The organism is Streptomyces sp. NPDC060366 (assembly GCF_042725135.1).
Lineage (GTDB): Bacteria > Actinomycetota > Actinomycetes > Streptomycetales > Streptomycetaceae > Streptomyces.
In genome coordinates, this window is the sequence record NZ_JBHXDC010000018.1 from 130,863 (window position 1) to 144,399 (window position 13,537).

At 66.9% G+C, this 13,537-nt stretch carries 9 protein-coding genes; 5 read left to right on the plus strand and 4 right to left on the minus strand.

The window, feature by feature from the left end; genetic code table 11:
* Nucleotides 1-149 precede the first annotated feature (149 nt).
* Genes ACFWHU_RS31760 through ACFWHU_RS31775 form a run of 4 tightly spaced genes read right to left on the minus strand, consistent with a single transcriptional unit; the run spans nt 150 to nt 6,964 of the window.
* Complete coding sequence (locus ACFWHU_RS31760; protein WP_387229027.1) at nt 150-983, minus strand: phosphoadenosine phosphosulfate reductase family protein; 834 nt, start codon at nt 981-983, stop codon at nt 150-152.
* Nucleotides 980-4,558, minus strand: a complete 3,579-nt coding sequence (locus ACFWHU_RS31765) for an ATP-binding protein (protein ID WP_387229029.1) — start codon at nt 4,556-4,558, stop codon at nt 980-982. The genes ACFWHU_RS31760 and ACFWHU_RS31765 overlap by 4 nt, the downstream gene beginning before the upstream one ends.
* A complete protein-coding gene (locus ACFWHU_RS31770) occupies nt 4,555-5,643 on the minus strand; it encodes a DUF4007 family protein (protein WP_387229031.1) in 1,089 nt (362 codons plus the stop codon). The genes ACFWHU_RS31765 and ACFWHU_RS31770 overlap by 4 nt, the downstream gene beginning before the upstream one ends.
* Before the next feature lie 58 nt (nt 5,644-5,701).
* Nucleotides 5,702-6,964, minus strand: coding sequence for a cysteine desulfurase family protein (locus tag ACFWHU_RS31775; protein ID WP_387229033.1), 1,263 nt, complete (start codon nt 6,962-6,964; stop codon nt 5,702-5,704).
* 118 nt (nt 6,965-7,082) lie between these two features.
* Between ACFWHU_RS31775 and ACFWHU_RS31780 the strand changes: the two genes are divergently transcribed.
* The 5 genes from ACFWHU_RS31780 to ACFWHU_RS31800 all read left to right on the plus strand — a co-directional run bounded on the left by ACFWHU_RS31780 (nt 7,083) and on the right by ACFWHU_RS31800 (nt 13,488).
* The gene (locus ACFWHU_RS31780) at nt 7,083-8,966 is read left to right on the plus strand and encodes a DEAD/DEAH box helicase (RefSeq protein WP_387229035.1); all 1,884 of its coding nucleotides are present in this window, start codon (nt 7,083-7,085) and stop codon (nt 8,964-8,966) included.
* Nucleotides 8,963-10,843 carry an ATP-binding protein gene (locus tag ACFWHU_RS31785; RefSeq protein WP_387229038.1) on the plus strand — a complete coding sequence of 627 codons (1,881 nt, stop codon included), beginning with the start codon at nt 8,963-8,965 and terminating at the stop codon, nt 10,841-10,843. Before ACFWHU_RS31780 ends, ACFWHU_RS31785 begins: the two co-directional genes overlap by 4 nt.
* Nucleotides 10,840-11,736, plus strand: coding sequence for a phospholipase D family protein (locus ACFWHU_RS31790; protein ID WP_387229040.1), 897 nt, complete (start codon nt 10,840-10,842; stop codon nt 11,734-11,736). Before ACFWHU_RS31785 ends, ACFWHU_RS31790 begins: the two co-directional genes overlap by 4 nt.
* A gap of 83 nt (nt 11,737-11,819) precedes the next feature.
* A complete protein-coding gene (locus ACFWHU_RS31795) occupies nt 11,820-12,467 on the plus strand; it encodes a hypothetical protein (RefSeq protein WP_387229042.1) in 648 nt (215 codons plus the stop codon).
* Between the two features lie 556 nt (nt 12,468-13,023).
* Nucleotides 13,024-13,488, plus strand: a complete 465-nt coding sequence (locus ACFWHU_RS31800; protein ID WP_387229044.1) for a hypothetical protein — start codon at nt 13,024-13,026, stop codon at nt 13,486-13,488.
* The last annotated feature ends 49 nt before the right edge of the window (nt 13,489-13,537 follow it).

Sequence of the window (13,537 nt, forward strand, 5' to 3'; positions counted from 1 at the left end):
GTCGTGGCGAGTACGCTGCGTTCCTTCACGAGGTCTGGGACAGAGGCTGGGCTAGGTCACAACCGCAAGCGGGACAAATTTCATAGGAAGTCGGGAAAGCAGCAGCGGCCCCAGCTCGGGATGCTGGGGCCGCTGTGTGTGGTTGCGCGTCAGAGGTGGCAGACGGAGCAGCCGGCCTCGTCGTCGTCTGAGTCGAGTGCGTCGGAAAGGACCTCTAGCAAGGGGCGGTTGGGCTTGATGCGCTTGGCTGCTCGCTCAAGGGCCGCCTCGTGCTTGGCCTCGATCTCGTCCTTGCGCTCTATCAGCTCCGGCAACGACTCGCCCTGAGACCACGTGTAGTTGCGGCCCTTCATGGCGGTGTGCCGGAAGCGGACCTTGTCCTCGTACTCCACGGCCTTGTCGTACAGGTCGGGGTGGCGTTCCTTGAGGCCGACCCACTCGTGCTTGCGCTGGAAGAAGCAGAAGTAGCAGCCGGAGCGTGTGCGCCACTCGTAGTAGCCGGGCAGACCGATGCCTGCCTCGTCGAGGATGCGCATGACGCCTTCCTTGTCGATGCCTTCCTCTCGGAAGGGAAAGACGGCATCGATGTTCGGCTTGGTGCTGACGTAGCCGATGCGGTTCTCGTCGGCCCGGATGGCGACGTAGGAGATGACCTTGTCGTCGCCGACCCAGTCTTCCAGGGGCTTGATCTTGAGGTTCTTGGTGCACCAGCGCATCTGAGGGCTGGGCAGGGTGCCCTGGTAGACCTCCATCCAGTGGTCGAAGTCACGGTCGGCGTTCAGCCGCACGATTGACTTGCCGAGGGCGGCCTCAAGCCGGTTCAAGTACTCGTAGGTTTCGGGCAGTTCGGCGCCCGTGTCGCAGAAGAAGTACTCCATCTCGGGGACCCGGTTACGCATGTGGACGGCGAGCGCCGAGGAATCCTTGCCGCCGGAGATACCGAGAACGTGCCGGACCTTCTGTGTATCGGCTCCGTCAGTCATCCCTGTGCCTTCCTTTCACTCGCCGCTGTCGCGGCATCGGTCACGCGCTGGGCGAGGGCCGCAAGCAGGATCCTCGCTCCGTCCGGTCCGAGAGCCTTCTCGGCCTGCTTCAGGACGTCGGCAGCGAGGCTGTTGGCCTCGGTGCGGGCCTGCTCCGGCACATAGATCAGGGTGCGTTGCTCCACGCCGGCGCTGTCGGTCAAGGTCAACAACTGCGCGTCGAGTTTCTCTTCCCGGCCTCGGACCTCGTTCCCGGCGTGGTGCAGGTGTCCGACTCGGTCGAGGGCCGCAGCCATCGACCGGGCCTTCTGCGGGAAGACCTTGGCTTCGTGGTCGTCCCAGTCTCCGAGGGCGGAGTTGGTCAGGCGCACGACGATGGGCTCGAGCCAGTCGTCGTCCTCAAGGCTGTCGCTGAGGACGAAGTCGACGAAGCCGCGCAGTTCCGGAGTGAGCACCGCGCCAGCGAAGCCTCGCAGCCGAGCAGCAAGCTGTGCGCGCAGCTCCGGCAGTTCGGCCGGCAGACGGAACTCCTGTGCGAGGACGCGCACGACCTGGGTGCGCAGCTGGCCGTCGATGGCGACAAGTTCGTCCGCCGCCTCGGTGAGGCGTTCGACGTAGGTGTTCGCCGCTTCCGCGTCGACTCGGGTGCGGGCCGGGATTTCGGGCAGACCGAGCGACTTCGGCAGCGCGTGGAAGATCAGGTCGTCCGGGTCCAGTGCACCGACGATCGTGGCGCGCACGGCGCGGGCGTCGGCGGAGATGTTCTTGGTGGTGCGGGCGTACTTGTGGAGGTCCGCCACGCGCACGATCAGGGCGCTGGCCACGGAGAGGAGGTCGGGGTTGCGCAGGGCCTTGGACCGCGCTGCCTCCACGCCGAGCGACACCATCAGCTTCTTGATGATGCTGCCGCGCTGACCATCACCAGCCGGCGTGTACTTCACCGCGAAGCGTCCCGGGCCCTTGACGAGCCGCTCGACCACGTCGATGGTCAGCCGCGGCAGGTAGGTGCCTTCCTCGAACAGCGCGACGTCGTGACGGCGGATCACCAGCGCCGGGATCAGAACCACCGGGACAACACCGGCCTTGAGCCCGAACGGCGGGCTCATCAGGACACGGATGACCTCCTCGATACTCACCCGGTCGGTAGCACCGGTCAGTGCCTCGCTGAGGGCGTTCCAGACGGGCTGGGCGTGCTCATGCCCTTCGCTGGGTGGGGAGAAGCCATAGGGGAGGAGGCTCTCCTGCTGGCTCTCGGCCCGGGCCACGCCGTTCTCCCGGTGCAGGCCGAGGTAGGCCAGGGCGCCGCTGTACATGGCGCGTTCGGCCCGGTAGCCGTCGCTGAAGCCGAGGTTCTTCTCGCCGGAGGCGGCAAGCATGGCCGTCAGCAGGATGCCGCGGGCCTGGGCGGCCTGGCTGGTCAGGACGTGGCGCCCGAGCATCTCGTTGCGGATGTGGGGCGTGTGCGGGTACACCGACTCACAGGCCAGGGAGACCAGTCCGCTCAGGCTGCGGGCCTGCAAGGCGGAGACGGCGGGTTCTTCACCGGAGGCGATTCCGGTGTGCCACAGGCTCCAGGATCCCTCGGAGGCCGGCGGGTAGAAGGCGTCCTGCAGGAGCTCCAGCAGCTCTGCCTCGGCCTGCACGATCCGCTCGGTGACTTCGCGCCGGGCGACGTGGTCGAGCTCCTGCTGGTTGCTGAGTTCCTTCAGCGCGACCAGGTAGGTGGCCGTGGTGAGCACTACGTCGGGGTGGGGGGTGGTGCCGACGAGCACTGGCAGGGGCGAGTGGACGTTGGGCCGGTCGGCGTCGGTGCCGAGGTGGAAGACGACGAGGCCGTCGGCGGGCTCCTTCAGTTCGTCCGGGGCGGCGACGGTCTGGGTCTCCGGGCCGCTGACCGCGGTGTAGAACACGCGCATCATGCCGGTGACCTGGCTGTGGCGGCCGGCCACGAATGCCTGCGGGACGAGGCTGCCGAGCCGGTCGATGACTGAGGCGTCGTCGAAGTGGGTGATGATTTCCTTGATCTGGCCGTCGATGTCGACGTCCGTTCCCTGCCAGACCCGGTATTCGCCGCTGAATTCGCGGTGGACCACGAAGCCCCGCTGGACGAGGTCGGCGAGCCGCTCTTCGAGTGCCGTGAAGGCGTCGGGGTCGGCGACGTCGGTGGGGTCGTGGAGGGCGAAGTGGATCATCGGCGCGGTGGCGCTAAGGGCCCCGTCGGAGTCGATCAGGTTGAGGACGCCGATGGTCTTCAGGACGTCCTGGTCGGCGTCCGGGAGGCCGTTGGCGTCCCGGATGCGCGAGTCGACCTCGATCCACTTGCTCGCATTGGCGGAGGCGAGCAGGGTAGTGCGGCCGGAGTTGAGGAAGAAGTCGTACAGCTGCGGCAGCCGCACCGTGCTGGCGTGCTCTGCGTCCTGAGCCCGGTGCCGGGCCAGCGAGTGGCGGACGGTGTTGGGTTCCCCGCTGTTGAGGAAGCCCGACAGGCTGCGGTCGTGCTGGCCGATCTGCGCTGCAAGGATCGGCGCGGCGATGGCCGTGATCGGGTGCAGCGGGTAGAGGTCCGCGAAGTGGTCGGGCCCAAGTTCGGCCAGGACCCCGAGACCGTGCTGCGTCCAGATGTCGGCGGACGCCTCGGCCGCCGCGGTGATCAGGGCCTGCCCCGCAGCGCTGACGGTCGAGTGGTCAAGGCGGCGGCGCAGCAGGTGCAGGGAGTCGCCGTGGTGGGGGACGAAGGTGATGTCTTCGAAGCGCCCCTGGATCTTGGCCCATTCTCGGGTTTTGAGTTCACTGGACCGTGAGGCGTAGTCCATGAACGACAGGTGCTGCAGGGTCATCAGGTAGAGGGGCAGCCCGTTGGGGCCGGCCGACTTCTCGGCGAGTTCCTGCAGCAGGAACAGGTCGTGCTGAGCGTCGGCGAACTCGTTGTTGCCGGCGAGGTGTTCGAGTGTTTTGCCGAACTCGTCGATGACGAGGAGCAGGGGCTGCTGCCCGTCCCCGGTCAGCGCGGTGACGGCGCCGAGGATGTCCTTGGCGCCGGCGCGCTCCGCGGCGCAGGCCGCCAGGGCTGCCGCGATGGCCTTCGGGACGCGCTTGCCCCAGCGTCGCTCCGCTGCGGTGTGCAGGGCACGGGCGAGCGTGGTGACCAGGGATTCGCGGCGTGCGGTGGCCACGCCGCCGAGGAACCCCTCGGGGGCGATGGCGTCGCGTGCTGCGGCTAGGCGCTGGGCGAGGGCCGGGCTGGCCTCGTCGAGGATGCGCTCGGCTTCGCTGCGACGCGTGGCGTCCCGCCCGAGGAGGGCGTCGATGATGTTGGACAGGGTGGACTTGCCGGATCCGTAGGGACCGGTGAACGACCACGTGCGGGTGCGGCGTTGATCGGCCAGCGCGCTTGCGATGCGTTCCAGAACGTCGACGGCTCGCGCTCCGACGTAGGGGTCGTGCAGAGCGTCCTCGACGTCGCGCTCAAGGTTGGTCGAGCGCATCTGGGAACCAACGAGTTCGATGCCAGCGGGGAACTGCGGCGCGGAGCTCGCCGGGCTGCTGAAGGTCCGCGTGGGGGTTGCGGTGGTCACGCGGTCTCCTCAAAGAGCAGCTCGGCTGTATTGGTGTCGGTGGCGAGTTCCTTCTGCTCGGCCTCGGCGAGCTTGGGGAATTTGGCGGCCCACTCTTCGCGGGTGGGAAAGCCCGGGCGACGGGTGACGAAGTCGTACTGCTCGTCGAGCACCTCCCAGGCCAGAGTGAACGGGTCGGCTGTGAAGGCGAGGCTGCGCTGTCCCACGGCCTCGGTCAGGTTGAGCTGCGGGTGGTCTGCAGCGATCTTCTGCAGCGCCGTGACGATCTCGTTCTCCCGGACACGGAAGGCGCGCCCCGGGGAGCCCGGCTCGTTGGCGAGGCGGGCCACGGAGATCGAGTTGGCCTGCCGGGAGAACTTGGCGGCGTAGTCGAGGCAGGCGTAGGCCAGGACCCGGGCGGGCAGCGTGGTCCGGTGCCCGCTGGTGAACTGCCACTCGGGCTTGCCACGCGTCCCGACGAAGGTAAGCAGGTCAAGGTCGCGGAAGGGACAGGCGAGCAGGTCCTCGTAGCTGCCTGGGGAGCCGGCCTTCTCCGGAGCGCTGCGCGCGTACATCTTGGTGACGCAGTCGATGTCGCGGACGATCGACGCCTCGACCGGGCTCTCCGCGTAGGAGAAGTTCACGTGCCGGGTGACGACCTGCGTCATGTCCGCCACCGTGAACCGGGAGAACGGCGCAAGATGGAAGGCCGTGTACCACGCCGGTGCCCAACTCTTGGCCCCAGGACGAGAAGAGACCAGCCACCAGTGCAGCAGCCACAGGCTGCCGGTCTCTTCCAGATACGGGTCAGCCCCGTCCTCGTCGAGCAGCCAGCGGGCTTCCCAGGTAGGGAAGGAGAACTTGGCCTGTGTGCCCTTCGTCGGAGAGTGCTCACGCGTCAGCTTGAACGCGCGCGACCAGTAGCGCATGGCGTTGACCATGTTCTTGCCCACGCCGAACAGCACCGGGGCATCTTCGGCAAGGAACGCTCCCTGATCTTCTTTGACCTGCATGTACGCCTTGTGCAGCCAGCCGAAGCGGGGCGCGAACGTTTCGTGTCGCGCGAAGGCAAAGTGGGCGGCTTCCCCGAGCCGGCTGTCTGACATTCAAGACCTCTCTGTGTCCAATGCGATTGCTCTAACGAGGTGTTAAACCAGGTAACGGTCAGCGGGGACCGCAGGCTTCGGCCAGTGCGGAGCGAACTTGCACCGCAGCGCGCACAACGGCCTGTGCTGCGTGCACGACCTCGGCTTCCGTGGTGGCGTAGCCCAGCGAGAAGCGGATCGTGCTGTCGGCGTCTTCCCGGGACAGCCCCATCGCCAGGAGCACATGGCTCGGCGTCGGAGCGCCCGACGCGCACGCGCTGCCCTCCGACGCGGCGACATCGGGCATGGCCGCCAGGACCGCATCCGCAGGCAGCCCCGGGAAAGTGATACTCGTCACTCCAGGGAGCCTTTGATCCCGCTGTCCGTTGATACGGCACTCGGGCAGGGCGCCAGTCACCAGAAGTTCCAGACGGTTCCGCAAGGAGGCAATCCGCTCGGCTTCCTCGCCGAGACTGCGGCGCGCGGCCTCAGCTGCGGCACCCATACCAATGATCCCTGCCACGTTCAGCGTGCCCGCGCGCCAGCCCCGCTCCTGTCCGCCGCCCACGAGGAGCGGCCTGTGCGGCAACGGTGCCCCGCGCCGTACATAGAGGGCACCTACCCCCTGCGGTCCGCCGAACTTGTGCCCGGACAGCGACAGTAGGTCGATGTCGAGTTCGGCAACGTCCACCGGGAGACGGCCGACGATCTGCGTGGCGTCCGTGTGCACGAGGGCTCCGGCTTCACGGGCCGCCTCGGCCACCACGCGGAGATCCGTGAGGTTGCCCGTCTCGTTGTTCGCCACCATCAGGGAGACGAGGCCGCCGCAATCTGCAGCGAAGACCTGATCCAGCACGCCGAGTTCCACCAGCCCGTCGGCGCCGACGGGCAACAGCACGAGATCCTCGGGACGTTCGGCGGTGACCGTGCGGGCCGTCTCCAGGACGGCCGGATGCTCGACCGGGCTCGTCACCAGCGGATTCCCCCGCATATAGGCGGCCCGGAGCGCAAGATTGTTCGCCTCGGTCGCCCCTGACGTGAAGATGATCTCACCGGGCGAACACCCGAGAAGTTCGGCGATCTGCCGCCGGGCATCATCGACCCTGTGGGCCGCCTGCCGTCCCGGCTCATGCATGCTTGAGGCATTTCCGACCGCCTGCATCGCCTCGATCACCGCGGCAGCAGCCTCGGGCCGGATCGGAGCGGTGGCGTTGTAGTCGAAATAGGACGTACCTGATCCGTTCGGCCCGTTCATCATCCGCCACCCCGCCTCGCTCGTGTCACGCACCAATGTACTGCTGGTGGAAGTCGAGCCCTGCATCCGGGGTTCCACCAGGAGCACGGAGCGATCCTAGCCACGACCCAAGATCCACCGCCGAATCGACCGAATGCGGGGTGTCGCGGGCGAGTTACCGAACACATGTTCTACATTGCGGCTCGCATACGCAAGCCCGTCGTCGATGAGCTCGCATCGGGCCGCCGAGAACCGGTCCATTACATGGCCAAATACCGCCCCCGGCCGGGCATTTCACCTGACGGAGCGTCCGCTATCAGTGCCCCCGATTAGGGTTGGCCGCACGCTGCAGCGTTGCAGGGGCTGCGAGTTGAGGCGCTGCTTTGCGTGCGTCGAACTGTCGGGGGAGGAACTTGACAATGATGGCCGGTCCGATGCGAGCCGCTCACGGCTTCGCTGCCTGTCGTATCAGGCGGGTGGGGACGTGACAGCCTGGTCACCGGGGATGTCTTTCGATGCGCTCCTCGCAAACGCCTCCATGGAATACATCCGTGGGCACCTCGGCAAGGAGCTGTGCGCTCTTCTCGACCTCATTGACGGAGGTACGGCAGCAGACAGTCGGCTCCGGGCCGTCGCCGCGGTCGCGATCGACGCCGAGCGGCTGGTCGCGGAGGATGCTGAGCGGAGCGCTCTGTTCTCTCTTATTCCGGACGCGAAGCAGGTCGAACTCGCGCAGCGGCTGGGGTCTTTGGGCGACGGGCAGCCGCTGACGTACTTGCAGGAGCTGAAGTGGACGGCCGACGAGCGCCGTGGACTTCTGGAGTTCTTCGGCTTCACGGTCGACCGTGCGCAGTCTGAACTGCCGTCGTTCAAAAGGGAAACCACGCCCGAGTACGGCCTGTTCCCGCATCAGCGGCGCGCCGCTGCCCGGGTCAAGGAACTCCTGTACGACGGCCCGCGGCGGGTCGTGCTTCACCTGCCGACCGGCGTGGGCAAGACCCGGACCGGCATGAGCCTGATCTGCGACCACCTGCGTCAGCACGGGCCCGCGCTGGTGGTGTGGCTGGCGCACGGACAGGAGCTGCTGGAACAGGCCGCAACCGAGTTCGAACGCGCCTGGTCCAAGGTCGGAGACCGCCCGCTGCCGGTCCTGCGCGTGTGGGGCAGCGCACCGGCAGACCTGGCGGGCGTGAGCGACGGTCTGGTCGTCCTCGGTCTGGAGAAGGCCGTCGCAACCGCCAAGTCGGACCCGCAGTTCCTGCGCACCCTCGCCGCACGCAGCACCCTGACCGTGTTCGACGAGGCACATCAGATCATCGCCCCCACGTTCCAGGGAGTGGTGGACGAGCTGACGGCCCGTCACGACGCGAGCCTGCTGGGCCTCACCGCAACACCGGGCCGCACGTGGGCGGACATCGCCAAGGACGAGGAACTCGCCGAGTTCTTCTCCCGCCAGAAGGTCATGCTGGAGATCGAGGGCTACACCAACCCGGTGACAGCTCTCATTGATCAGGGCTACCTGGCCAAACCGCTCATGCGCACGGTGGCCTCGGAAGCCGGTATGCACCTGTCGGCCCGGGATCAGCAGAGCCTGGCACGATCGTTCGACATTCCGGCGGCCATCGTGGCCGAGCTTGAGCGGGACGAGCAGTGGAACCTCAAGGTCGTACAGACGATCATGGACCTGCTCGAAGAGCGGCACCGCCGCATCCTGGTGTTCGCCGCGTCCGTTGAACACTGCCGACTGATTGCGGCCGTACTGTCCGCGGCCGGCCTCGACGCCGCGTTCGTGACCGGCGAGTCCTCCCCCCGGCACCGGAGCGACGTCATCCGGCGCTTCAAGAGCGCTGCCCGGCGCCCCATGATCCTGTGCAACTTCGGAGTCCTGACGACGGGCTTCGATGCCCCGGCGGCCAGCGCCGCCGTCATCGCCCGACCGACCAAGTCACTGGTGCTGTACAGCCAGATGGTCGGCCGGGTCATCCGCGGACCCAAGGCCGGCGGAACTACTACCTGCGAGATCGTCACCGTCGTCAATCCGGAGCTCCCCGGCTTCGGAGACGTGGCGGAGGCATTCACCAACTGGGAAGACGTATGGGAGACAGCGTGACCGGCGAGGAAAATGAATATCGGATCGTCAGCCCTTCGCTGACCGTCAAGGCCATGCGTGACAGCGGCTACAAGAACACCGCCTACGCGCTCGCGGAGCTGATCGACAACAGCATCGACGCAGAGGCCACGCTGGTCCAGGTCTTCGCCTGCGAGATCCCGGTCCAGGGTGCCACCCAGACGAGGCACCGGGTGGACACCATTGCTGTCCTCGACAACGGCAAGGGGATGGGCGCCGAACTCCTCCGGCGCGCCCTGAAGTACGGAGACGGCCTCGGCGACGACCGCAACCGCATCGGCCGCTTCGGCATGGGACTGCCCAACTCCAGCATGTCCCAGTGCACCAGGGTCGAGGTCTGGTCGTGGACCAACAGTGCCGCGAACGCCATGTACACCTACCTCGACCTGACGGAGATCGCTAACGGACGGGACGACGTCCCCGACCCGGTACCCAGCCGTGTACCGGAGTACTGGGACGAACTGAGCGAAGCCCCGCTAGGCACCAGCGGCACCCTCGTCGTGTGGTCGAACCTCGACCGGGTCAAGTGGCACGGCGCCGGAGCCACCCTGCGCAACACCGCTGAGCTGATCGGCCGCGTGTACCGGCACTACCTGCACGACGGCAGTGTGGACATCAAGATGGCGCCGGTCCGCGACGGCAAGGTCCTCGACGGGGACAACGGCTCTTACTACGCCGAGCCCAACGACCCCCTCTACCTCATGGAAGAGACTGGGACGCCGGCACCGTTCAGCGATACGCCCATGTTCGAGCCCTTCAACATGGGCAACGAGGACGAACCCGGGGTCTACGACTACCCGATCACCGTTAACGGCACGAGGCACACTGTGAAGGTGAGGGCGTCGATCGCCCGGCCCGAAGCCCGCCGCCACGACGTCCCGGGCCTTCCGTGGCCCGACACTGCGAACCCGAACCGCGAGCCGGGCGCCCAGAAATGGGGCCAGCACGCCCGGAGGAACATCGGCATCTCCCTGGTGCGCAAAGGCCGGGAACTTGACCTTGATACGTCATGGGCGATCGGCTACGACCCCGTTGAACGCTGGTGGGGCGTCGAGGTGAACTTCCCGCCCGAGCTCGACGAGGTCTTCGGTGTGACGAACAACAAGCAGACCGCCGTGGTCTTTTCGTCCCTGGCAGACTTCGACTGGTCCGCCGAGAAGGACGCGGACGAGACCCCCAAGGAGTTCAAGGACCGCCTCGCCGAGTTCGGCGATCCCCGGCTGCCGTTGATCGACCTCGCCCACTACCTGAGGGACCTTCTGGGCAAGATGCGGCGGAAGCTGAAGCAGCAGGCGCTCGGCAACCGCAAGAGCAGGAAGCGGCACGACGACGAGGTTGCTTCCAAGGCCACGGACGCGGTGAAGCGCAGGCAGGAGGACGGTCACACGGGAACGACCGACCGCCTCGCCGAGGAGGCGTCCGAGGCCGACAAGCGCCAGGAGCAGCTGACCGCACTGACCAAGCAGCACCATCTCGACGAGGACACCGCCCAGTCCATGGTCGACGAGGCGCTGGAGAAGGACTGGCGCGTTCGCTGGATCTCCGGTCCCCAGGACTCATCGGCCTTCTTCAACATCGACCTGCTCGCTGGCATGCTCCAGGTGATCTTCAACACCGAACACCCCCTGCACAGCAAGCTGATGACCGTCCTTGAAGACGTACCCGACAACGCGAGCGAGGCCGAGCTGCGCCAGCGGCTCACCCGCGCCTCCGACACCTTCAAGCTGCTCGTCTTCTCCTGGGCCCGCATGGAGGACGAGATCCCCGGCAAGCGGGACCGCGCCCGGATCGCGGACGCCCGCCGCGACTGGGGACGTTACGCCCGCGACTTCATCGAAGACGGGAGCGATGACGAGTGAGGCAGCCGGACCACGTCTGGCAGCAAATAGCTGACCTGCTGAAGGACGCCACCGAGGAGGTACTCCTCATCGCGCCCTTCATCAAGAAGAACGTGTTCGAGGAGGCCGTCGCCTCGGTGCCGGCCTCCGTACAGAAGATCGAGTGCGTAACGCGCTGGACCCCGGCGGAGGTCGCCGCCGGGGTGTCCGACCCCGAAATCATCGAGGTGGCCCAGAGCGACGCGCGCGTCTCCATCACCCTGTGCCCGTCTCTTCACGCCAAGCTCTATCGAGCCGACGCCCGCTGCCTGGTCGGCTCCGCAAATCTGACGGGCAAGGCCACCGGCCGTGCCCCGAACGCCAACATAGAACTCCTGCTGGAGGCCCCCGCCGTCCATCCCGAGGTGCAGCGCGTCCTGGGCCAGATCGAATCACACTCGACACGGGCCACACCCCACACCGCAGCCCTCGTACGGCAGCAGGCAGAACTCCTCAAAGCCGAGCGCATCACCTCGCTCCCCGGAGACGAACCTGCCCGCCGCTGGTTTCCGGAGACGAGGCGACCGGAGAACGTCTTTGCCCTCTACAGCGGGCGCACGAGATTCACCTCGCCCGTCGAGACCGGCATCGTCCGGGATCTCGCCATGCTCGACGTCCCGGCCGGTCTGTCCGAACACGACTTCAACACCGAAGTCGAAGCCCGGCTGCACGCCATGCCCGAACTCGGCAGACTGCTCGCCGATCAGCGTCTCAGCAGCGTCGAACTCCAGCAGGCCATCGCCGAGCGAACAGGAGACACAGAAGACCAGGCCCGCAGGACGACGGAGACGCTCGCGGCCTGGCTACAGCACTTCGGCCAGTACTACACCGAGGTGGGCTCGTGGGAACTGCGCCCTGGGCGGGAGCACACCTAAGATCACATGCACGGCGTGGCACGGCGATGGGCTGCCGGCTCATCGCCGCCCGGCGCAGACGAACGTGATGGGGAAGGCACGTCATGGCACAGGTGCGGATCCCGTTCCTGCTGGGGCACGCCGAAATCGCCTTCCTCTTCCACGTGGAACGGCAGACGTCGCAGAAGTGGCGGACCGAGGGCACGCTCGGCAAACCCGACCTGATCGCGTCCGGCAATCCGTACTGGCTGCTGACCACGGTCATGCGACTCGGTGGCGAAGGCGACCGCAAAATCGACCGCGAACGGCTCGCAACGTACAAAGCCAGCATCCCTCTCGGCTACGACCCAGAGGAGAAGGAGCCACGCCCCGTCATTGTCGGTATTCAGGAGGCAGCACGCGTTCTCGGTCAAGACTCGCAGGCAGTCTCCCGGTGGCGCAACCGTCAGAAGATCGCCGAAGCCGACCTGCTCCTTGCCGGTTCCCCGCTCTGGCTCCTCGACACCATCCTGACCGACGGACAACAACGGCAGCGACCCATCGTGGCCTCCGAAGTCGCTTCACTCCGTGCAGGGCAACGCGCTCCCCAGAAACCCCGCGGCCGAAGGCCCAACGCCCCCACCACAAGCCCACCGCGAGAACAGCTGCCCGCCGCACGGACGTTCACCAGCGCTGACCGCGGGGCCGCAGCAGAGTTCCTCGCAACAGTCCTGGCGCAGGGCCATTCCGTCGTCATCGAGCCTCGGCCGTAACTGACTTCACCACCCACTCCGCACATCCCCCGTGTCCGCCGCCCAGTCGCTGACCGCCGTGTTCGCCGACAGCAGTGAGAGAAGCACTTGATTGCCCATCTATCCATACTGTCTCTCACATGCCGATCTTGCAGCATGCCCTTCGAGCCCCTCACCCCGACCCCACCGATTCCACACCTCAAGCCGCTTCCGCCGACAGCAAAGACCGGGCGGGCGAGGGCATGAAGGTCATCTCCTACGTCGGCGGCGTCCAGTCGACAGCCCTGCTCGTGTTGGCCGCTCAAGGAGAGATCGACTTTCACACATTCCTCTTCGCCAACGTCGGGGACGACAGCGAACACCCCGCGACGCTGGCCTACGTTCGCGAGGTCGCCGTCCCGTACGCCGCCCGTGCCGGACTCGAAATCCATGAACTCGATCGCCGCCGTCGGGACGGAACCACCGAAACGCTCATGCAGCGGCTGAACCGGCCGGACACGCGGTCGATCCCCATCCCGGTCCGCATGGCCAACAGGCCCCGGGCCGGCGCAACTGCACGGCGGACTTCAAGATCAAGGTGGTCGGGCGGTGGCTCCGGGAGCACGGCGCCACCGCGGATCATCCGGCAACAGTTGGCATCGGCATATCGCTCGACGAAATCCATCGCGCCAACCGTCGCCGAAGCGAGTCCCACGAGGTCATCGAATACCCGCTTCTCGACCTCGCGCTCCGAAGGGACGACTGCGAACGCATCATCGCCGAAGCTGGCCTGCCGGTGCCGCCCAAGAGCTCGTGCTTCTTCTGCCCCTTCCGCACGGTCGGCGCGTGGCGCCACCAGCGCAGGCACGAACCGGAACTGTTCGCTTTGTCGGTCCGGCTGGAGGAGACGATCAATGGGCGCCGGGCCGCGCTCGGGCGGGACTCCGTGTATCTCACGAGATATGGCATGCCGCTCCCCCAGGCCATACCTGATGCGTCCCCGAGCGATGGCAGCGTCGATGAGGACGACGGTGCTTGCGACTCGGGTTGGTGCATGACCTGAAAGGCCCCGAGCAGGCGGCGAGCGGGGGCCGGAAGCCACGGCTTCCGGC